The organism is Streptomyces sp. FIT100 (genome assembly GCF_024584805.1).
Taxonomy (GTDB): Bacteria; Actinomycetota; Actinomycetes; order Streptomycetales; family Streptomycetaceae; genus Streptomyces.
Genome location: NZ_CP075715.1, coordinates 7,925,179 through 7,948,277, shown reverse-complemented (window position 1 = coordinate 7,948,277; position 23,099 = coordinate 7,925,179). Strand labels below are relative to the sequence as shown.

Here is a 23,099-nt window from a genome sequence, read left to right as displayed (position 1 = left end):
CGCAGCGCGGCGTCTTCTTGTTGTTCCGGGCGATGCCCGGCGAGCTGATATCCATAGCTCAAGAAGCCTGCCGGGGGCCGTCTGTGGACAGCGGGCGGCCGTTGAGGGCTTCTCGCCTGCGCCGTCGCCTACAGGGGCAGCCGCCCGCCCCTTGCGATCCGTACCGCTGCTCCCCCTCCACCTTCCCAGCGGACGCTCCAAATGCCCGGAACCCGCCCTGGGCATCACCGCGGTGGCTGAGGACCGGCCGATGTTCCTTGCGGATGCTCGTTGATCCAGGACAGGCCGCCGATGTCGAGGCGGTGCCGGGTACGGGTGACGGCTACGTAGGCCAAGCAGGCCTCCTTGCCGTCGATCCGGCGGACGGTTCCCTGCTCCGTGTCGTCCGGCGGCCCGTCGGAGGGTGGGGCGAAGTCGTCGGCAATCTTCACCTGTGCCCATTCCCGGCCTTTGGCCTTGTGCGCGGTGGAGACGGTTACCTCGGCCTGGCCTTCGGGCGCGAGATGGGTCACCGCGGCCAGGATGGCGTCCGCGCCGTGGGTGTCGACCAGGTCGAGCAGGGGTTGCAGATCGCGGCCGGCGGGGTCGTAGGCGGCGTAGTCCTGCAGATCGCCCCAGGTGGTGAACAGCACCAGTTCGGGGTGGGTGGTGCGGCGTCCTTCTTTGAGGTCGCGGGCTGCCAGGGCCAGAGCGCGCAGGCTGTCTCCTCCCCCGGCCAGCGCGACCCGGTGTCCGCCGGACAGCAGCTCCATGACCTGGGCCATGGCGCCGACGTTGGTACGGCACAGGACCGCGTCGGGCCGGGTGACGGGGCCGAGTTGCAGCGCTTCAGTGTTTCCGCCACATACTCGGCTACGATTTTTTCGGCGAATTTCAGGCGGCGTTCCGTGACGCTCCAGTCCTCACTTCCACTCACTACCTTATGTAGTTCCTCCTTGAATTCCACCCATTCTTGAGCGGTGCAGTATTTTCGCAGTTTGGTGAGTGTGTAGATGTCCTGCCGCTCCTCGCCGAGTTTCAGCACATCCGGTTCCAGGTTCTTCTCGAAGTCCTCCTCCGTCACCCCCTCCCACAGGATTTTCCCTTCGCCTCTCTCGGCCGCCACGGCTTTTGATAAATTCTGACCCGCCTTGGCTATTCGGGCCGACTTTGCCGCGTTCTGCTCGGATCCGCTGAACTTCTGCAGCAGAGAGGCGAACTGCACGGCCTTGCCCCTGACATTCTCCGCGACTGGGAGATAGCCGGCCACATAGAGATTGATGTCGAATACCATTCCCGACTCATAAGGGTATGCGGTCTTCTTCATATCCGTGGCGAGTTGTTTGATCCAGACCACGAAGTCCTGGTTGAATTCCCTCATGGCCTCCATGTCGGACTGCCCGTCGACAGTGATGTCGTAGTCAGAGGTCGGGTTGGTGCTGCCGACGGCGCAGAAGGCAAGGTTCCTGCACTTCTGTCGGTTACCCATAGCGGCGAGCATCGCGTTGACCTGGGCACTCCGGAGCGCTCCTACCGAAAGGATTGCCGTCTCATCCCCTGATCTAGCGAAAGCCTCCTTTACCTTGGTCCACAGGAAGCCATTATCCGCGAGCTCCTTCTTCCCTCGGTCCACACTGATATTCTTGTCCTGCGACTTGACCTTGGGGACTGCGCCGAGATAGATCTTCATGATAGGCATACGATCACCAGTTTCTTACCGTTTACGTGAACCTGACGCGAAATCAGACGAGTACGGCAGCGAACGAGCTGTTGCCTTCCGTTCTGGCCACCAGGCTTTTTGCCCCGCCGGCCGGGTCGACAGTGAGCGTGACCGACTGGATGCGGAAAGGCATCAAAGACAGCACCTCGTCCAGTCCGGCCGGGAGGGATCCAGCGGACAGGATCTGGCCGAGATCGCGAGGCCCAATCGGTGGCTCTGCCACCCAGGTTCCCTTGAATTTACTGCCGTCGGCCACCAGGCTGAAGACCATCGTCCGGTCACCGGCAGCGGTTGCCAGGCCGACGGTGATCGTGGCCCGCACTTTGGCGGTGGTGTCCAGGGCGACGGCACCACCAGGCCGACCCGAAGCGGCCCGAAGCCGGCGGCACCGTGCAGGAAGACGGAACCCGTGGCCTTCTCCGCCGTCCGGTCCACATGTACGGCGAGCCGGCTCAGTTGGGTGTCCTCCAGCCAGGTAATGGGCTGCGCGCCGAACTGCTGGAGTGCGGTACTGCACGTCCCACACGTCTCCGCATGTCCCCGCCGGAGGGTTGAGCCCTCATCAGACAGGCGCCGCAACGCCACGTCCCCAGCGCCCTCCACCAGCCCGCATGCCGTTCGATGAGCGAGGTGAACTCCTGTTACGTGCAGCGGACTTGGACAGTCGCCCGCTCATGCCTCGCTTGACACAAAGAAGCCAGCATGTCACATTAAATCAAGACATTAGATTCACGGTGCCAACTCCGTACATCCACGGGGTTGTACCAGCCGATGACTCGGGGGTGAAACTTTCACTCCGGGGTCTTGGCACAGCAGGTCATGTCCCCCGCGAAATTGCTCCCCCAAAGAGGATGCGCCCTGCCGGAGGGCATAGAAGACTCCGGATGGCGTGGCGAGACCCCCTGGGGGTTCCGGACGGATCGGCGGCGGTCTGGCGGGGGGCTCAGCTCGCTGCCGCACTGCTGTGTGGACGGCATGCGGCAGGTCCCGCTGCCCCTTCCTGCGCTTTGTCCGCCAGGGCCGGGATCCTCAAGCGTTCACACGCGGTGATGGTCCAGTGGATGCGGGCAGCGGCGGTATCCACCGTCGGGCCGGCGGCGCGGGCGAGTACGAAAGCAGTTCGCCTCTCGTCCCCGTCCGACCAGAACGTACTCCGGCTCGGCTTGACGGCGCAGGGCGCGGGCAAGGGCGAGGGGGCCTCGGCCGCGAGGAGCGAAACCACGCGGTGTGCATAGGCAGGGGCGGTCGCTTCTCGATCCGGAATCCTGCGGCGATCTCCCTCACAGGTGACAAGCAGCACGGGTGGCCTGCTCGAGCAGCGCGTGTGGCAGGCCACGTGCCCACTTGGCTGAAGGCTGAGACGCCGAATACCTCGCTCAACACCCGAGGAGCCTCATCTGTCACGCCCCGCCGTCACCTCATCAGCCCGCTCTCAAGAAGCTCGCTGAGGTCTCCTCAGAGATCAGAGAGCAGGCCCTATCCAGATTGGCCGACCGCGCGCTGCGGGCGGGGGTGGTGAAACTCGTGATAGCGATTCCGACGCCGGACCTGGCCGCGAGCTGTGCTTCTTCTGTTTTCCGGAGCAGTACGGGCGGTCGGCAGCAATACGGCCGATGGGCAGCAGCGTCCGTCGGGGATCACGAACGTCTTGGGCCTCGCCCGCGCCGCCGGCCCTCACCACGGCATCCGCGCGGCCCGCACCACGGCAATCATCGGCTTCTGGCCTCAGCCGGTGTGCGCTGCCGGGCCGGCAAGGACTGCCAAGCGACGACGGCACGCTGAGGATGCCCCTACCGCGGCTGCCGGGAGTAACCGGCGCCCATCAGCGTGCCGTCGACGTCTCCCACCCGCATCCGCGCCCGGCGGACAAGCCCCGCTCTCCACCTCAACTCCTCCCACCTCAGCTCCTCAAACCGAGGTTGGGAGGGGCCGGCTGGACCACGGCCCCGTGGGCGGGCTCCCTGGGGCGGCGTCGTGCGGGAGGCGACGCCACGGGATTCCGGTCCGGTCGGTATGCAGGGATCCATGATCCGAACCGCAGGTCGCGCCGAGGACGGCGTTCAACGTCCAGGCCATTGCCCTGGGCGATCGCGCCAGGCTGTCAGACGTGGGTTCCAGCAGCTCCTGGCGGACATCCGACAGATCGCTTGCAATCAGATCCGCTCATGCCTTCACCTGCACGAGCGGTATGTCTGCAGCCCACCGTTCCCGAAGGGCCTCGTCCAGGCGGAGACCTGACACAGCTTCCAGCAGGTGCAGCGGCGACCGATGCCCAACTGCAAGCCAGAGCCGGCCGGAAGGCAATCGTCGGCATGGGAAAGGCCATGTGATCCATGAACGCTGTCATGCACCCCGTTGCTCCTGTCTGTGCAGTTATTCCTCCCCACATACTCGAGCGACTCCTCGAGAGCGAGGATCCCGTGGTCACCGCGCGAGCGCGGCGCACTCTCGAGCACGATGCCGTACACCGCACCCGGCGTCAGATCGCCACCGTGTGCGGGCCGACGGCCATGCCGGCCAGCGAGGTCTCCGGCACTCCACGCTGCACGGTCTACGATGCGGCGCACCAGAGGAGAGCCCCAGGGGTGGAGATACACATCGGGACGGCTGGAGTCCTGGCGGACGACACTGCCGTACGTGCTCACGCCGGGCTCACCGCCACCTTCGACCTGTACTCCAAGGTCTACGGCCGCCGCTCCATCGATGGCGCCGGGCTGCCGCTGAACGCGACTGTCCGCTACGGCGAGAAGTACAACAACGCCTTCTGGGACGGCGAGCAGATGGTCTTCGGAGACGGCGACGGCGGTCACTTCCGCGACTTCACCATCCCACTGGACATCGTCGGCCACGAACTGGCCCACGGGGTGACCCAGTACACGGCGAATCTGAAGTACTTCGGCCAGCCGGGGGCTCTCAACGAGTCCGTCTCGGACGTCTTCGGCTCCCTGGTCAAGCAGTACGCTCTCGGGCAGACCGCAGACCAGGCCGACTGGCTGATCGGCTCGGGCCTGTTCACCCCAGCGGTGGCCGGCAAAGGCCTGCGCTCCCTGGCCGCCCCGGGCACCGCCTACGACGACCCGCAGCTCGGCAAGGACCCCCAACCCGCCGTCATGGACGACTATGTGCAGACCTCCCGTGACAACGGCGGCGTGCACATCAACTCCGGTATCCCCAACCATGCCTTCTACCATCTGGCCACGACCCTCGGCGGCCACGCCTGGGAACGCGCCGGAATGATCTGGTACACCACCCTCACCAGCAGTGCGCTGGCCCCCGGTGCCGGCTTCACCGACTTCGCACAGCTGACGGCAGCCACAGCGCGAACTCTCTACGGCGACGGAGAAGAAGTCCAAGCCGTACTCGATGCATGGCAGAACGTACGCATCACCATCGCGTAAAACAGGTGTACCAGGGCTGTGGCGTAATGTGCCACAGCCCTGGAAGTCGAGTAGGCACTGCTGCGGCAGCCCTGATACATCTGCGGCCCAGCAGGGATCCTGATCCCTTCGTTGGTGATCCTACTCACCAACTCGCCCACACAGACGCCCTGTTGGTCCCGCATCCTGCCATGCTCGAAGCCCCCCACGAGGTGGTGGAGCACGTCTCGTGGCCCATCTGTGCTCGAAGGCGTGAGCTGAGCTCCCACTGGCGCATGCTCGGCTGCTTCCAGCGAGCCCTGCTGGCACTGGTGCATCTACGCAAGAACAAAAACTCGCCCAGGTCGGCGCAGGATTCGCGGTGCCCACGGCGACGGCCGGCCGGTACATGAGCGAGACCGTGGACCTGGCGCCTGAGCAGGCGCCCAATCTCCTGGATGCACTCCAGGGCCACGACCCAACAAGTTCCTCAAACTGGACGGCGCCGCGATCCAGTATTCGAGAGCCCCGCCCAGACGCACCCACGATCTGACAGCCGGCCCGGCTCACGGTGTGATCCAAGCCTGCCTGCCCCGGCAGATCCTCGTCCTTACGGACCGCACCTACCGCGGCGGCCACCACAACAGAGGTCTGCGGGCCTGTTGCTTCTTCAGTCACCCGACGGTTACAGCGGACACCTTCTCGACTGTTTCCCTGCTTTCCGTGCTGGCTTATGCGGTTGGAAATCGGTGAGTCCAGCCACAGCATCCCTCAGTCAATTTACACATGAAAGGCACGATTCCAGATGCCAGATAACACCCCCATGCGCTATCACAATAAGAACTGGGCCATGCGATTCAAGGCCGACCCACTTGTTCCGCTTGCGCCGGGCAAGAAAGGGAACATGCAGGTACTGATCCAGAATGTCAGCAATGAGCCGCGGAAACTCGATAGCTACATCGGGCTCGCCTATCGCACTGTGGGCGCACCTGGAACCCCTATTTTCACAACACCACCGGATCACGTAGACACGCTGAACAGTGATACACCGGTGGAAGGCTATTTCTCCCCGAATTCGCTGCCTGGCGACAACGTCCGACTTACCATCACGGCCGACGACGGAAAAGGTCAACCGAAGACGGTTACCGTCGACGCCACGGTGGAGCCTGTCAAGCAGGATCCTACGAGGATGCGCTGGCACTATACGCCCAAAGTTGGTGATGGCTGGGCCGAGGATGGCTGGGTCGTGGGCACGAATTACACGGTGACCGCGATTGCAAAATTGGACAACAAAGAGTCGGCCGCCTCCGGCAGGAAATTCACGGGAAGTTCCGCGGAACCTTCGATCACAGTGAACGTTCCCTGGAAGGACGACATGACGCTCAGCCCAAAGAGTCGGCTTACGGGCGGTTATGGAGGAATCGTCAAGAACATCGAAATCGTAGTACAAGGCGGAAGTTCACTGACCGTCCGAAAAGACGATCCGGTGTACGGCACCTGGACCGCAGACCCGCCCGAAGGCGGGTGGGTAGCGAATCGACGTTACACCATTACCGCAAGGGCCAAGAACCCGGAAAAATCATCAGATCCTGTTCAGCGCACATTCGAGGTCCGAGAGCTGCCGCCTGGCGCGATCACCATTTCACATCCGGATCCGAGTGTGCTGCAAACCGGTCACTATACTCCGTACAATCTTCCCCAGCTCCAAGGGGATGTCAACAGCCCGTGCGACCGAGTTTTCATCATCGACCCTCAGCAGTCCACGGGAGAAATAGACGCTGTCCTCGAACCCGCCAGCAACAGCGATTCTTATACCTGGCGCCTCGATCCGGGATGGAAATATAGCGACACTGGAATTGAACACTCCATTACAGCTTTCGCCCAGGCCGGCAATCAGAAATCCGAGCACCCGGCGACGGTCACGTTCATCATGGAGACCGCCAGGGACAACCCACTCCGGTTCACGCACCCACAGGAGGGAGTGTCGCTCGAACCGGAGAAGGTATCACTGGATGGCGGGGCGTTCAGCGGCACCAAATCGGTCACCATCACGGACATCGTAGACGGTAAGCCTTCGCAGCCGATTATCGTAAATACCACCACAACGGGTTCTATAACCACCTGGACTTACCCCAGCAAAGAATGGGAAATCGGGAAGCACAAGATCTTCGCAACTGCCAATAATCCCTATCAGGAGAACAGTATATCCTTCACGGTGACGGGGCCACGTGGACTTGAAATCCAGACTCCGCAGAATGGTGCCACAATTCACGGACAGTACTTCACACTCGAGGGGAGCATACCGGGAAATTCGAATGCAACGTCTGTGCAAATTGAAGACACCTGCAACGGGCAGCCGAGGGAATTCTCGGTGGCCAAAAATTCATGGGACCAGCGTTTCAAGCATGCCGAGACGAACGGCTGGCCTGTGGGAAATCATGTTCTCAAAGCCACGATCCCTGGTTACGAGCCCTGCGAAATCACGTTCACTGTTCAGGCTACTTGAAAAGCAAACTGGGATCGTCTTAACTTTCCCAGGTCGGATTTTGTACCGTTGCGCACCCTCGCCGAATCATCCGTACGCGACTATCCGGCTTTATCGAAGAAGCTCTCTACGTGGAGATTGATATGAGTGATCAAGGTACCTTTCCTGACGGGTATGACCCCACACCGTACCCGGGAAACGAGGCTTTCCCACTGATTATGAATCCCGACGCCTCCAGAGAGCCTGTAACAGGTTCAAGAACGTTTCCTGCCGGTCTCACCTGTGAGGTCACCTCCGGGGTGGGATCACAACAGGAATTCACGGTCACACAGGGAAACGACACCAATACCGTAGGAACTCAGAACCAGCCTGTCGCCTATTTCCATATCCAGTCGACGGGGACGCTCGCTCCCGGCGAGTTAGCCCAGGTGGACCTCAAGGGTATTGACGTCTACAGCCCTCCCGACAGCCAGGCAGACCGTACCGGCACCTTCATCGTGCAGCACGACGCCGCAGCCAACCTCTTCCCGAACAGCGGGGAAGGGCACATACAGGTCCCGCTGTCGAATGATCCGCACAAAACATTCCTGTCCACCGGCACTCAGGCGGTGGCGCCTGCCACAAATGCGCCCAAGGGGCCACCCGTAGAGCCCAAGCTCCTGACGTACTCCCTGCAAGGAATCCCGGAAAAAGAGGGTGGCAATCCCCAGCCCATTTATGCGGGCAAGCCCAACAATATCCGACTCAAAATAACAAATGGCACGGCGGCCGCCGTGTCCGTGGTCCGCGTCGCCCTCTACGCGCTAGTAGGCACAGGCGAGAAGTCTCTCTGCGAAACTGCAGTATACAAAAGTTCCACTCTACCCAGCACCAACTTCCAACTCCAAAACTCCTACACCGAGGACGATCGCGACGGCCAACTCAAGAATAAGGAGTTCAAGCCTATCATCGGGATTACGGTGAAAACCGGAAAAACGGTAGCGCTGAAGCCCGGGGACACACTCCAGATCGATCTAGTTGGCGTAAATATCAGCCGCACCGCGGGATACGCCGAGCTCGCCGTAGTCGAGTTCACGAACAGAATGGTGAGCAATAAAAATGTACTGACGTACAGTATTGACACTTGCCTGACGGTGCAAAAAATGGGTGCGGGATTCTCCTTCGGCAACTTCAGCAGCGAACGCACCCAGGTTCAGGCCGGACAGCGTGGAAGGCTCGTCTGGTCTGCGGACAATGTCAAGGAGTACGCGCTCTACAAACCCGGAGATGACACTACTCCAACGCCAGCTGCACGCGCTAAGAACCAGGATACGATGATTCTTGAAAAAAGGGCGGCTTACGCTCTCGAGGCCTTCGCCGAGGATGGCTTGTCCCACGTTATGGAAACCGTCATCGACGTAGCCAACCAGTCGGTCAAGTTCCATGACGTCACGGTGAACGGAACCCTCAACCTCAACAAACCTGACTACACGCCTCCCGTCGTCTGCAAATTGGACACCAACACGCCTACACGAACTCAAACCATCATCCAGAAAGCAGAAAAGGGCGACCGTCACATCCTCGTCGGTTTCAGTTCCATTGACGGATACGACCCGACGGGAGGGGATGCCGGATTAACAATCTCAGTCGGAAACACCCAGTATCCGTTGTACGCCAACCCTGCCAAGACCACACCGGTCGGCCTGCGCCTGCCCCCCAACACCGAGGTCACCATCACGCCCAATGATGCCTGGAACAACTGGAAGGGAAAAGCCACCCTCAAAGCCTCCCTCACCGCCTCAGTCAGTGACCCGAGACTCCCCCCGCCTCCGCACCGCTAGAACCGTTGATGCAGATGCCGGACCAGTTGCAGCCCACCACGGACCCACGGCCGGTCCGGCACCCGAGGGTGAGAGCAATCGCCGCGACCTGCTCACAGCCCCCATTCTTTCAGTCTTTCCCTGCTCAGGAATCGCAAGGAATCCCTCATGGCCAACAAAATCATTACAGATTTCTATGCCACGAAAAATACTGGCAAAATCGTCGAGGCGGAAACGCAGGACACTTTCACCCTTGAGTGGAAACTCGCCAACAATACAGCCCTGACGAAACTTTCACTCATAGGCGCATCCGGCTCCATGTTCGACTATTCTCTCGAAACAGTGAAACCAGCCGACTATCCCAGCAAGATCACTGTTGCGGGAATCCAGGAAACCACTACTTTCCTCCTTATCGCAGCCACCAAAACGGACCGCGAGGCCGTGCCCTACACCGTCTTGATCAGCAACGGGGACCGCACGTTCGATAATGTCACGGTTACCGGCACAGTTACCTATCAGTAGATCCCGGATCGGCATGCGCGCGGCGACTGTCAGGCCATCGCGCGGCGGGGAGACAACGCCCCTCACCGAACGGCCATAGCCTGTACCCGCCGACGGAGAGATCACGACCCTGGGCGACCGGGGCCGTGCCTGGCTGCGCACACCCGGCGAACACCTCTTCATTCTCTTCGACAGAGGAAGGTGTGAGTGAACCCGGTGTGCGTTCGTTCGGTCGACAGGCCGCGGCTGGGCCCTGCCCCGGTTCCGTCTGATCTGCGGCAGACGTGTCATTCCACATCGCCGGCCGGCACCGCCGCTGAATCGTTGAGTCGGGCAGATCTTCGCTCTGCTCCATCAGTTCAAAGCATCGCTGTCCGGTGGGGACGCCACCCGCACCGAACTCCACCAGGCATTCGCTTCCTGCCCGTACAGCCTCATCTGTCGGGGACGGTTCAGAGTTCCACGCATGATCCTCTTGCCAGTTCCAAGTCGACTCGGTACGTGCAGACAGATCGCTCAGCCGGCGCATATCGAGTGTCCTCCATGGCCGCTCCCTCTCCTGTGAGAACGAAGGTTGGAAACAGCTCATGAACACCACGCCAAACGATGACAAATGGTTCTGGGTCTCCTCACTGCCTCCTAAAGGCGATATCACTGCCACGACGAAAAAGGTCACTCTCAACTTCGATTTCGCCCTCCGCAACCGCTCCGTCAACGAGGTGATCGTCTCTCTGCCCGTAGGATCCACCGCGACTGATCTGGTCAGCGCGAAAGACTGTGGGTATATCGAGTTTACGGTTGGCAGCGACAACAATCCCGTGGACAACAGCCCCTGGTGGAAAGCAACCAGTAACATCAAGTCCAATGCGTATGAGGTCACACTCAAAGCTCGCGACGGGCACAAAACAGACCGCCTGCTCCTCACCCTCTCAGACGTCAACATGAACGACGCCCCGGGAACCGCCACCATTACGGCAAAACTCAGTGACGGCACACACCAGTCCGTGACTGTCGAAAAGCAGCAGAGCGATGGCAAACCACGGATCAAGAGCTTCACGGCAACCGGCCAGATGGCCACCACTCAGACAAAATACGTCAAGAACCACCCGATCCATCTCGACTGGAATGCCACCGATATCACGGAAAGCCGCCTCACCCTGTCAGGTGGACCATTAGGGACAAAGGAGCTCCCCTCCACCCAGCGTTCCTATCCCGAAAACGGAATTCCCAACGCCCTCACCCTCACCGAGGACACCACATTCAACCTGAACGCCACAAGCGCAGAGGGAAAGTCGCTGTCACTCGAAGTAGCGGGCGCCGACTACCAGTTCAGCAATCTCACCGTCACCCACAATCTCACCGTCACCGAAAACATCGTCCACACCCAAGAATACTGGCTCAACGAGCCCCTGACCCTCACCGCCGAGGCAGACGGCTACTACACAATCAACCTCACCACCTACAGACGCCTCCTCGGCGTCTTCCCTCCCACAATCGGCGGCAGCCCCACCCCCAACACCATAAAGATCGTGACTCCGAACAATGGGCAAGGCCTGACCTTCCATAAAGGAAGCACGAACACCCCCTTCACCATCTTCACCCCCAAGGGAAGCACCATCACCATCACGTCCTCCTCATTGGTCACCGTCGATGACTGGACAAAGCTCGCCAAGGCCACCATCACCTGGACCGGCCCTGAACCCACCACCATGCCTCCCAGTAACACCCCGCCCTACGACAAGTTCTCCATGGCAAAAGAACTCCCCTTCTACTTCGACGGTGGGGTGTTCGACGAAATTAAAACCGAACCTCGGGAATATGTGACCAAAGAGCTTCATGAGGCGAATTTGATCCGGATCTCCTCGGATTATAGGGGTCGGTTCAATGACTATTGTGCAGTGCAGACCAATTTCCGCTGGTACGACCATCTCTCTTGCGTCGTCGGAAGGGCGGTGTGGCTGTCGAGCAAGAGAAGAGCCAGTATGGTATTCCTCGGCGGCTCGCCCTCGGACGTTGACTACATAAGGGAAACGGCGACGGTGGACGAAGACATCCGTGAGCTTTCCCTGCCGCAGTTCCTCCCCATCAAATCAAAAATGCCTACGAAGTGCGACTTGAGCAAAGTCGCCTATGAGTGGCATATGAAATCGGAATCGGAAGGTGAGGTTTTTGACGACAACGGGGCCGTAAGGGGAGACGGGTCCATGACGAATGTGGAAATCGAGATCCCTAGAAACGACGACGTGGTACTTTCTGTCGGCGTACCTGGAGCGAGCCGTGTATACGCCGCTAAAGTTTCACCCCAGGATGGTTCAACAAAGGTAAGTAAAGTACCCCTGAAAAGCATATACGGAACCAGATATGCCGGGGTTAGTTACTACTTCGAATGCAATAAGGATTTCACCAACCCCTGGATATTCGGCGGATTTGAGAAAGCTTCGGTGTCGGAACCAGGGAAAGCCAACCCGCTGGGCGTGATCTCAGGTGACCGATTTGAGCTGAAAGACGGGGACATCGACGTGTCGGACAGTAAGATCACGGTCAAAGGTCAACCGCTGTCTTGGGAAGAGGGGACAGAACTCGTACTGCTGAGAACCCGCCTTGGTTTCAAGAATCTTTTTCTGACCAAGGACGGAATCTTCGCAAACGGGGAACTCCAGACCAACCCGGATGATTGATATTCCTCTTGCCTTGCCTCCGATCGAGTGATGGCGCCAGCCCGTATCAGGGGAGGCCCCAGCCTGAGTGAGCTCTTTTACGTAGGCTGTTGATAGGGGATACGGGTGCTTCGGTTTTGGTCGTCAGCGAGGATGCGCCCACCCGACGTGCGCAGTGTGATCCCGCTCGTCGCCCTCATCGCCCGCCCTCGCCTGGGCTCTGCGCCTTCGCCAGGCCGAGGCACACTCTCACAGCCGCACCGTCGATGAGTTCGGCCAGACAGGCCACGCCACGAGCGACCGCCCCGGCAAGGCCCAACGCCCGTCCACTCACCAGCGCGCCCCGGCGGGACCGTGAACATCAGCCCCGCCCGCAGCCGCGTGGTCGTCACTGCCTGCCGGCAGCTGGAGATCACGGTCCTGGCAGACCTCACAGCTCAGCCCCAACACCGATGGTGGTGACGGGAAGTACTTACCACCCGAGGAGGTCGCGGTGGGTAGGGGCTGTCCCGCGAATGACCACGGGCGTGCTTGCTGGCCTGCTCGCTGATTCGTCACCCGGTGGGGATGAGGTTTCGGGGGTGTGCAGGATGACCCGGCCGGCGCCCCGGTAGCCGCTGTCCGCGATGACCGTGGTGTGGGCGACGGCCTCTTTCGCACTGGATTCATCCCATGCCTTGCCGTCGTTGCGATTGCCGGCGACCGGCCGCCCGACCACGACGAGCAAGCGAGTGCCGGCGTCGATCGCGACCTGGTGGCTGGTGGAGTACCGGTAGTTCTCCGACTGCTCGGCGATGGTGTGTCGCGGGGTCTGCGGCGCGGGCTTGGACACCGCGAACAGCGGGGCCGGTTGGCGCAGGGGGACGTTCGTGCGCCTGTGCGCGGCGACCAGCAGGATCCGGTCCCAGGTCCCACGGTCCTTGCGTCCCGGGTCCGCACCCCGGCACGCCACAGCGCAGGGGGTCAGTCTGCCGAACCGGCGCGGGCTCAAACCCGGTGAGAAGGGCTGTCAAGGACGGCTCCGACAGCATGATCGCACCAGCCACAGCGAGATCATCCCACCCATGACCGGCAGTTATGGGACGCCCCTTCGGTAGGGCTTACACCGCTGATCCGGGTCATATCCGTCGCGCTGACCGGCTCCGTGAACGTGCGAGCCCTGCAAAGGGCAGCCTGACAGATCCGCATCTTGTTTGACCCGAGGTAGCATCATGGATTTCCCATCGCGGGTTTTACGGTTCTAGATTCCTCTACATAAGGAGGGCATTGTGAGTGATCCTCAGGTGACTAACGCCGGCCGGACGTGGGTTTTACTGGGTAGTTTGGACCTAAAAGACATACAGCTGCATCTACCTCTGGTGGACTCGATCATTCCGTCAGGGCAAGGTATTGGGCTCAATAGTCTCGAGCTCGGTTACAGCTCTTCCCCTGTCACTGATCCGAAGCAGATCCAGAAGATCCAGGATCTGGCGGGTGAGATAAAGGTGCCGGAACAGTTGGGTCAGGGGGGATTTCTGCTGGTGGACTTGGCGGCCGGCGACACCAGCAGACTGCTGTATGTGCCATTTCACAGCAACGCGGCGGCTGCTCTGCCAGAGACCTTGGGTTCGTATTATGCCGCGGGTGACACATCGGAAGCCTCGGATGAGGCAGCCACGAAGTGGTGGGACGTCGATCGGTCGCTGAGCTCGGTGCACCTGAGCCGATTGGGGGCGGGGTACAAGTCGGGGAGTTTGCTGCTGCTAGCGGATGCGAGTGTGGGGGCGGGAGGGATTCGGCTGGGCACCAAAGGCCTGGGAGCGGAGGTTCCGCTGAAGGATCCAGCGCATCCGAAGTTCCATCTGGACGGGCTGAGCCTGGAGTTCAACCACCCTCCGCTGACGATTGCCGGAGAGTTTCTCAATCTGCACAAGCCTGGCTACGATCTTGCAGTGGGCGGTGCGGCCGTCATTGCCACGCCCGCGATCGGTGTAACGGCCCTCGGGTATTACGGGAAAAAGACGGCAGGCGATCCGTCGCTTTTCATCTTCGGGATTCTGGATTTGTCGAAGAAGTCGGTTGGGCCGCCCATGTTCCGGCTGGAGAAGCTGGCGGCTGGGTTCGGTTACCACACACGGGTACGGACCCCCAAGATCGATGAGGTCTCGCAATTCCCGTTCGTCAAGATGCTCCACGAGGGCGCTTCGGACACGGAGCCACTGGGGCAGCTGGACAAACTACTGCAGTCCCCGGACCCCTGGGTTTCGCCCCAGCCGGGTACGATCTGGCTGGCGGCGGGGCTCGAGGCACTGGTCTATGAACTGGTGGACGTCAACGCAGTGGCGATTCTGCAGTTGGGACGCGAGCTGGTCGTGGGCCTTTACGGGCAGGCTTCTGCGCAGTTCCCCAAGGCCCCCGCCTCGCCCTGGGCCAAACTGACAGTGGACGTACGCGGGGAATACCGCAGCAGCAAGGATGTCCTGGAGATCGACGCACAGATCGCGGACGGGTCATTCGTCGTGGACCGGAACTGCACGCTGTCCGGCGGGGCGGCGGTGCGCGTGTGGTTCGGTGGGAGTGGTCACTCCGGGGATTTCGTGGTCAGTGTGGGCGGCTACCACCCGCGTTTCTCTGTCCCCTCCCACTACCCCGTTCCCAAGCGCCTGGGATTCGACTGGCACGTCGCCAATAACATTCACATCTGGGGCAAATGCTATGCCGCGCTGACCCCGCACGCCTTCATGGCAGGGTTCGACGCGAGCCTCCACGCCAAACTTGGGCCTCTCAACATCGACTGCAACGCCTATGCAGATGCACTCATCGAGTGGGATCCGCTGCATTTCGACGTCGACTGGGGTGCGAGTGTGCACGCATCCGTTTGGATTTTCAGCGGGCACGTTGGCGTGAGTGGACGGATATGGGGCCCGCCCGTGGGTGGGCATGCACACGTGGACATCCTGGGGTACTCGGTCGACGTGGACTTCGGGGCCGGCCTGAAGGCCCCTGCCCCGCTGACCCCAGCCGAGTTCCGGGAACGGCTGCTTCCCGGCGGCAAGCCGCCGGGTGCCCAGACCTATACCCAGGCCGACGAGAAGAACGAGAAGGTCCTCAGCGTCGTGCCGGTGCAGGGACTGCTGCCTTCAGCCCAGCCCGACTCCCAGCCCTCCCTCGCGCCCGCGTGGGCGTTCACCCTGGAGTCGATGGCGTTGTCGGTCTCCACTGCTGTTCCGCTGACCAGCATCAGCGTCAATGGCGTCGATCCGGAGACGGCTCAGGCACCGCAGAAGGAGAACCTGTGCATCCGCCCCCTGCAGACCGCCGAGGCAACATCCGCCATGACGATCACGGTCCAGCAGGAAGGGTCCCAATCCGCCGCCGTGGAGGTGCAATGGGCTGCCGCGAATGAAGAGACCGCTCCGTCCGACGTATGGGTCGCAAAGCCGGACAACAAGGGGGTTCCCAGCGCCCTGTGGCAGTGGCCCAAAGCAGACAAGGCTGAGCTGGTCGAGGGCTATGTCAGTGGCATCGTCCTCAAACCTCCTTCCCCCCGCCGCACGCCTCCGATCCTCATCTCGGCGGAGGCATGGTCAAGAGTGAGTACTTCTATCAAGTTCGCGAACGAGACGGCGTCGAAGAACTTCTCGTGCCTGCAGGACGGCACACGGCTGCCTTCGGGCACGATGCAGGCATTGAAGACCGGTCTGGATGCCACGGACTCGGTCCGGGCGAGCGCACTGGACCTGCTGCTCTCCAAGGCCGACATTCCTGGATTCGATCCCGACCCGAGCGATCCCGATCCGATCGGCGACTTGAGCACCTTCAGGCACGACCCGTCCGCCTTTATGGACGCCGTGCCCCTGCTTCTGGAAGGAAGGTCATGACCACAGAACCCGACTCGTCAGGCGGTGGCTTCGAAGTCTACGATGCCTGGTTACCGCCTATGGAGACCGGCACCTATTCCATCAACGTCGAGCAGACCGTCAAGAACACCGGCTCGCCTTCATTCGAATGGAACTTTCAATCCGGCAAACAGCAATTCACCGTCGGAGCCCTGCGATACAGCCTGACCCCCGAGGATGTCCAAGCCTGCTCTCCAGCGCCCGACTCCTCGACACCATGCGGCCATCTCCTGCCCTACATCTCGCTACGGGACCCCTATCTGCCATGGACCCGCACCATCGCGGACCCGAAGTGGACGGAGGTGCCCGCCCTGGCCCTGCTCGTGCTCGCGGAAGGCGAGAGCAGTCCAACGGACATCCAGACCGGCCAGGCACGTGAGCTGATCGCCCCGGCCTCCCCTCCGGACGGCGTGCTCCTGCCCGACAAGGGTGCCGGCACCCCACCCGAACAAGCCACATGCACCACCATCGACCTCAGCGTCCAGGCCTTCCGGCGGCTCCTGCCTGCCGACCCCCAAAGCACGCTGCCCTACCTCGCCCACGTTCGCCGGCAAGAGCCAACCCCCCTCAATGAAGGAGGCATGACACCGCATTGGCCAGCCTGCAGCGAGGTCATCGCCAATCGATTCCCCCGTACTCTGCCCGGCGGGGCGAACCTGCCGGACAGCCCCTGCCGCTACACCGCCCACCTTGTATCGCTCCTGGGCCACGAGGACCACCTCACGGAGACGGACCTCGCATCCAAAGGCCGCACGGTGCGCCTGCTGTCGCTGTGGTCCTGGTCATTCACCTCGATCGTCGACGACGAAAGCTTCACCGAGGCACTGGAGAACATGGCCGAGGACAGCCTGCACAGCCTCAACCGCCTCCGGTTCGCTCCCTCTTCCGCGTTGCCCTCCGGAAGCACGAGCGCACAACAGCAAGCCGCCAAGGAAGTGACCCAGCGGCTGAACGCCGGCTACGTCCCCATCTCCCACATCGTGGCCACAGGGGAAAAGACGGTCTCCTGGTACCGCGGAGCCCTGGGACCATGGCCACCCCCGCCGGCCCCGCCCTCCGCCCACCGGCCCTTCAGCTGCGCCGACGAAGCACTCATCTACAGCTCCGCCGACGGCATGTTCGATATCAGCCTGGCCTCCGCCTGGACCATCGGAGCCCAACTCGTCCTCTCTCACCGTGACCTGTGCGACCAGCTCTTCATCCTCAGACACGCAGGCGTCAAGACCTTGATGACCTTCGCCGCAGCCACTCTTTCCCCCGCCGCCGGCCAACTCTACGAGGCAGATCTCACTACCGAGACACTCACTCAGATGACGGAACCGGCCTCCCTGCGCGCAGCCTTCGACACGTACATGAGGCGAGGCCTGGGAGATGACATCACCAACGTCCTGCGCGAAGGGAGAACACCCCACCTCGCGGCAGGGACCATGCCTCCCAGGCCAGCGCCCCACCGCCGGGCCCTGCACGACCATGCTTTCAGCGTCCTCAGCCAGGAACACGTCCCAGGCACGCTCGCCACAGCACTCCGACGCCAGTTCTCCTCCGCCACCACTCCCAACAGCAAAACCCAGGCCTGGCACGAGGCGTATGCAACAGAAGAGACCGGGGCATCGGAATGGGAGTGGAATCCCACAGCCATGCTGGCCCTCGTACCCACCTGGTATCTACTCCCCCACGCCGAAGCAGTACTCCCCCCCGATAGCATCCGCTTTTTCTCCATCGACCAGCACTGGCTCAGTGCCTTCGCCGACGGCATGCTCACCATCGGCGCCCACACCGCCCTGGACCACGCCCTTACCCCTACCGTCAAAGAAGTCATCTTCACGTCCGTCGACCCCGCACCCGCCTGTGGCGTGCTCATCCGTTCCCGCATCATCCGCAGCTGGCCCCTCAACGTCTACGACACCCACGATGCAAACGGCCTCGGTATCTTCACGGTCGGAGGAAGCGCCAAACTCATCACCCACCGGCAGCTCGGCCCGGAAACAGTCCTCCTCATCTTCAACGAAACTCCCAAAAGCCTCACGCTCAGAGAGCCACCACACGCCCTCGAATTCGGCTGCGATGGAAGTCGATGGGGAAAGACTCTACGAGACATCTACGGCACGGCGAGTGGCAGCAAACTAACAATCACCAACTACCTCACTTCACCAACAGACGGTCGACACCCCGAAACCGTCAACATTACCAATCTCATCAAGGACATGCCGAAAGAACCCAAGGTCACCCCAGCCACTTTCGCCTTCCAAATGCTCAACCCACCCACCACCCTCACCATGGACTTTTCCAACCTCGGTGCGCTGACCAGATGAGGGCCGGGGGCAGCCTGAACAAGGCCCGTGATCCGGGCCGTCAAAGCGGCTTGCACAGGGCGACCAGCAGCTTGAGGTGGAGGAGACGCGGCTTGCCCACACCGATGAGCCACGTCGCCGCAGCCTCCCACCCTCACGTGTAAAAGCTGAAGGTGAAAATATCTCCGTAACACACGACCAGGGAAAAGCATAAAGAAGGGTATGTAAACATGAGCCCGCTTATCGTTCCCATTATCGCCGAGGCTCTGCTCGTCAACGACAAAACTGTCGAGGAGGTGCGAAAAAAACGCCCTGATTTCTCCGCACTTCTCAATCACGGTCCGGCTGAACCCGGCGAGGCGAGCTCGGACGAGCCCAAAGGCATTTTTCTCCATTGGGATGCCCCGACCGCTCTGCGCACCGGTCGGCCCGGCCATGTGTACACCGCGGCAAGCAGCGACCACGACATGGCCCAGCCTAACCTCTCCGCGCCCGACCCGGGCGTGTTCCCCTTACTCCCGAACCGATGGCTGGTCGTCCGTCACAGCATCCCCACGAACAATACGGGCTCCGAGCCGTCTTGGAAGTTCTGGCTGATCCGCAGCGATACACCCGCGGATGACTCAGACGACGAGGCAGCAGGGACACCTCTTCCGGTGAGAAATACCGACGAGGACGCGGTAACTGGCACATACCCCGACAATATCGCCTACGGAGCCGTCTTCCCTCTGGATGAAGAAGAAGTCAGCGAGGAGCCGCACGACTGGTCAGGAGTGGACAACCCGCAGTTTCTGACTGCCAACAGTACGGGTCTTCCCGGCTACACTTTTTGCCAGCCACACAACCAGAACACGCTTTCTTTCCATGACAGCTCCCCCCGGGACGAGCGCGACGAGAGCAAGCGTGAGATCACCATCAATTACCTGGTCATCGGCTGGTACTCTCACCGCGGAGCCGACCCTGTAAACCAGAATACCGCAAATGTATCCGAGGTTCTAAAACAATTTGGCTGGTCGGTTCCGGACAATACCAATCTGGACGCTCTCTCCATCACCGGAACCGTGTACGCCGGCACCGTCCTGGGTGTCCCATGGAAAGAAGATCTGGTTCCCAGCCAATACACCCCGCCTAACCTCACCTCACCTCAACAGTTCGGGCTCGACGGCCAACCCGCAGCACAGGGAATCTCCATAGCAGTAGGCCAGTCCCCGATCGAATCGTGCAACGTTCTACTCCAGGATACGTCCATTCCCCCTGAGGAAACACTGCTCTTTGAGGCGTTTCTGTCTAACCTCCTGAGTCCCCCCACAAGGCCCAGCCTCCCTGACCATACCGAAGAAACAGACCCTCTCTACGCATTCGAGTATTCTCGCCACGATTCAACCTTCACTTCCGCCCCCGGTGGCCAGCGTTGGCTCCTCGCCCCTGCTCCCGACGCCAAGAAGCCCATTGCCCAGCTCACCGCAGGGGAAATCCAGGAACTGACCTCACTCAACAGGGCGCAGGACAGATACGACAGGGCAGACCGGCAGGTGAATGACCTCGTCGCCCGTCTCAAAGGGGCTTGGTGGATATCCAGCCCCAGCTACTTCGGATTGGGGGAAGAATTCCCCCAAGCTCCCGACGAAGTTGACACGGCCGCCATTAAGAAAATCAGCGCCCGCCTCAAGGATGCTGCCGGCCGACGTGCTCTCATAGGGAAAGAAATCAGCCTCAAGGCCACCAGTCTCCGACGGAAGTTGGAAGGGGTAGATCCGCCTCAGCGAATCCTGACGCCCACCCCCCTGCCTCCTTTCCGGCAAGTCGGCAATCCTGTAATCACGGTGGCCAACGCGCAAGACCGGAAGCGGTCGGCGCAAGCCGACGGATATCTCGCGGGGCTGCTGCCCGTACGCGCCCTCAGCGGCACGCCGACCTCCACCGCCATCTCCCTTCCGGCCTCCCTCACGGACCACAGCCTCCTCTCTACTCCCGCCGAGGCGGCGCTCCCTACCCTGCTGACTGAATTCAACGATCTGATCAAGGCTGTCATCAGCGGCATCGGAAACAAAGACATCAATAAAATGGAAGGGAGAGGAAGCGGAAAAAATGAGTCCTTCAACAAGGTGGCGCCTCATGACCCTTATGTACGCTGGTGGCGTCAGCCCTGGAGGCCGGCTCATCTGGAATGGCAGGCCGACTTGTATCCAAATACGATAGAGGGTGATGGAAAATCCCCCACCGAGCAATACGTCCTCACTCACGAGAACCCGATAGAAAATCCTTACCGGCCGTACAGGCTCACCGAATACTTCCACAAGAGCTACAGCTCAAGCGCCGCTGAAAGAAAAATAGAGCAAGATCAGGTGCGGACAATCGCGAGAGGGTACTCCTACATCCTGCCGATCCTCGAGGGGCACACCCGCTACCGGCTCAAGCACGCTGCAGAGCTCACGCAGGAACCAGAGGCCAAAGATGCATACGACGGCCTCAATCAGGACATCGCCAACAACAGCTGGGATCTGCTTTCCGCAACCTTGTGCGGCGTCAACGAGGCCTTAGCAGGCAGAAAACCTGACATCTTCCTCCCGGTTCGCAGCGCGAACCTCCCTCCCGACCAGCCAGACGACCTCACCTACATCCCCAAGACTCCGACCACACTGCCCGAGCACTGGTTCGCCACTCCCGACCCCAAAGTCCTCTGTGCCCGGGTGCCTCATCTCCCCCTCGCCAGCATCGAGAACTCGGCCACTTACGACGACGATCTCCATGCCCGTGGCGACGACTCCTTTCCTGCCACACGTTCTGCCCAGATGCGCCTCACCAGTCTCACCATTCATGACAGCTACGGACGTTTCCTGGACCTCTCCGAAGACCTCGTGCTGGTCGCTCCCCCGCTCTTCGTCGAGCACTCGGGCACAATCGACACCCGCAGCTACACGCACCTCGACAACGACGAGCATGACGACATCGCCGCCACCGCGCTCATCGACCTTCGTCCTCGTCTCCACCAGGGCGCACGCCTGAACTTCGACTACCTCAGCCCCACCACCGGTTCCTCGCAGCTCATCCCGGTCCCGGACCTCCCCGATCCGGCCGATGCCAACCCCGTCCATGGATGGCTCATGGCGACACGCCTCGGACAGCGTGACGCCATCTTGTGCTACACCCCCCAAGGCGAGCCCCTTTTCGACCTGCACTGCATCGGTAACGGTCCCGCTACCGCACGTCCTCTACCTGGCTCCCGTTACACCAACCCGCAGGACACCGGATTCAAGCAACATCACCCCGTCCTGTACGACTTTCTCGTGCCTCTTCTCAAGGACCCGGTGGGGGACGGTACCGGCGCCCTCCCTGCCCTCCTCTCTGCCCTCCAGCAGAACCTCACCCACATCGCCCCCCCGTCCCTCCACGGAGCCGCCGGCAATACCCTGGCCCTCCTCATCGGCCGCCCCTGCGCCCTGGCCACCGCACGCCTGCGCCTCGAGCTCGACGGCCCTCCTCTGCCTTCCCCCACGCTCAGCGGCCTCGCAAACGACTCCGTCCCTGACACCACGCCCTGGCCCGTTCTCCTGGGAGACAGCAGCCTCTACACCGACGGGCTTATCGGCTACTACCTCACCACCGACGACATGACCCGCGACTTCACCAAACTCCACACCCCACACCCCGCCGCGTCCGGAAGCGACCCCACCAACTACACGCAACAAGCCACACCGGACGACATCACCCTCACCCTGCAGGACTCAACACAACCCGACAGTCAAAGGAAAGACACATACGTCACTCTTCTCACCTGCCCTCATAACAGCGTCCACGCCACCACCGACATCCTCCCCGTCGCCTCCCTCACCCTGCCGCCCGAAACCATTGACCGCGCCCTCTCCAGCATCCGGCCCGCACTCCCTCTCGGCCCTCTCCTCACTCCCACGCCCTTCTCCACCGAGGACTCGAGCCCCATTCTCATGCCCGTACCAGCCCTCACCGCCGAAACCGATACGTGGCAATGGGCCCAACCTCACCCCGACGCCAGCTGGACCCGCCACCCCCTCGCCCCCCCACAGCCCACTGACGAAGCCCCCACTGCTGCGGCCTACGCTCAAACCGGTTACCTATGCCTCAGCCCCGAGGAGGAACTGTAAAACCGTCAAGGGATGTGCATGGTTGGCGGTGAGGCGTCGAGCTCTTCATCGTTGATCATGGTCGTGTGGTGGGGAACGCGACTCGTACAGCGATCATCAGCAACCGGCGGATCACGGGCCTGATGGTCGATGTGATCGCTGAACCTGTCGCCGAGGTAGGCCCGTTGTGGCACGAGCACCACCAGGCCAGGCTCGCCCTTCGGCAGCGGAGGCGGGCCGTGGGCGCCGGTGCACAAAGTGCCGGCTGGTGTTCGTCGGCCGGCTGCTGGCCGCCCCTGGTCCATCTCCGTCACGGGGCCGCTCATGACGTTG

General features: G+C 61.5%; 10 protein-coding genes and 3 pseudogenes. 8 read left to right on the top strand and 5 right to left on the bottom strand.

Annotation, left to right across the window (positions count from 1 at the left end; genetic code table 11):
• Positions 1-224 precede the first annotated feature (224 nt).
• From KK483_RS35175 to KK483_RS35630, 3 genes and pseudogenes are all read right to left on the bottom strand, one after another.
• A pseudogene (locus KK483_RS35175) lies at positions 225-851 on the bottom strand (DNA helicase); the annotation flags it as partial.
• 870 nt (positions 852-1,721) lie between these two features.
• Positions 1,722-2,021, bottom strand: a complete 300-nt coding sequence (locus tag KK483_RS35170) for a hypothetical protein (RefSeq protein ID WP_262009264.1) — start codon at positions 2,019-2,021, stop codon at positions 1,722-1,724.
• 1,640 nt (positions 2,022-3,661) lie between these two features.
• Positions 3,662-3,856: pseudogene (locus KK483_RS35630) on the bottom strand (IS5/IS1182 family transposase); the annotation flags it as partial.
• Positions 3,857-4,032: 176 nt separating this feature from the next.
• Here KK483_RS35630 and KK483_RS35160 point away from each other — a divergent pair.
• The 5 genes from KK483_RS35160 to KK483_RS35140 all read left to right on the top strand — a co-directional run bounded on the left by KK483_RS35160 (position 4,033) and on the right by KK483_RS35140 (position 12,518).
• Positions 4,033-5,097: a M4 family metallopeptidase gene (locus KK483_RS35160; protein ID WP_262009263.1), complete on the top strand. Its 1,065-nt coding sequence runs from the start codon at positions 4,033-4,035 to the stop codon at positions 5,095-5,097.
• 808 nt (positions 5,098-5,905) lie between these two features.
• Positions 5,906-7,561, top strand: coding sequence for a hypothetical protein (locus tag KK483_RS35155; protein WP_262009262.1), 1,656 nt, complete (start codon positions 5,906-5,908; stop codon positions 7,559-7,561).
• Between the two features lie 110 nt (positions 7,562-7,671).
• Positions 7,672-9,360, top strand: a complete 1,689-nt coding sequence (locus tag KK483_RS35150; protein ID WP_262009261.1) for a hypothetical protein — start codon at positions 7,672-7,674, stop codon at positions 9,358-9,360.
• Between the two features lie 147 nt (positions 9,361-9,507).
• Positions 9,508-9,861 carry a hypothetical protein gene (locus KK483_RS35145; protein ID WP_262009260.1) on the top strand — a complete coding sequence of 118 codons (354 nt, stop codon included), beginning with the start codon at positions 9,508-9,510 and terminating at the stop codon, positions 9,859-9,861.
• A gap of 566 nt (positions 9,862-10,427) precedes the next feature.
• Positions 10,428-12,518 (top strand): hypothetical protein, encoded by a 2,091-nt coding sequence (locus tag KK483_RS35140; protein WP_262009259.1) that lies wholly within the window; start codon positions 10,428-10,430, stop codon positions 12,516-12,518.
• 562 nt (positions 12,519-13,080) lie between these two features.
• Here KK483_RS35140 and KK483_RS35135 read toward each other — a convergent pair.
• Positions 13,081-13,543: pseudogene (locus tag KK483_RS35135) on the bottom strand (transposase); the annotation flags it as partial.
• Between the two features lie 222 nt (positions 13,544-13,765).
• Here KK483_RS35135 and KK483_RS35130 point away from each other — a divergent pair.
• The 3 genes from KK483_RS35130 to KK483_RS35120 all read left to right on the top strand — a co-directional run bounded on the left by KK483_RS35130 (position 13,766) and on the right by KK483_RS35120 (position 22,787).
• On the top strand, positions 13,766-16,357 hold the full coding sequence (locus KK483_RS35130) for a DUF6603 domain-containing protein (protein ID WP_262009258.1): 2,592 nt from the start codon (positions 13,766-13,768) through the stop codon (positions 16,355-16,357).
• Positions 16,354-18,687: a hypothetical protein gene (locus KK483_RS35125; protein WP_262009257.1), complete on the top strand. Its 2,334-nt coding sequence runs from the start codon at positions 16,354-16,356 to the stop codon at positions 18,685-18,687. The genes KK483_RS35130 and KK483_RS35125 overlap by 4 nt, the downstream gene beginning before the upstream one ends.
• Before the next feature lie 209 nt (positions 18,688-18,896).
• A complete protein-coding gene (locus tag KK483_RS35120) occupies positions 18,897-22,787 on the top strand; it encodes a hypothetical protein (RefSeq protein ID WP_262009256.1) in 3,891 nt (1,296 codons plus the stop codon).
• A gap of 5 nt (positions 22,788-22,792) precedes the next feature.
• Here the strand turns inward: KK483_RS35120 and KK483_RS35115 are convergent, their stop codons facing one another.
• A complete protein-coding gene (locus tag KK483_RS35115) occupies positions 22,793-23,080 on the bottom strand; it encodes a hypothetical protein (protein ID WP_262009255.1) in 288 nt (95 codons plus the stop codon).
• Positions 23,081-23,099 lie beyond the last annotated feature (19 nt).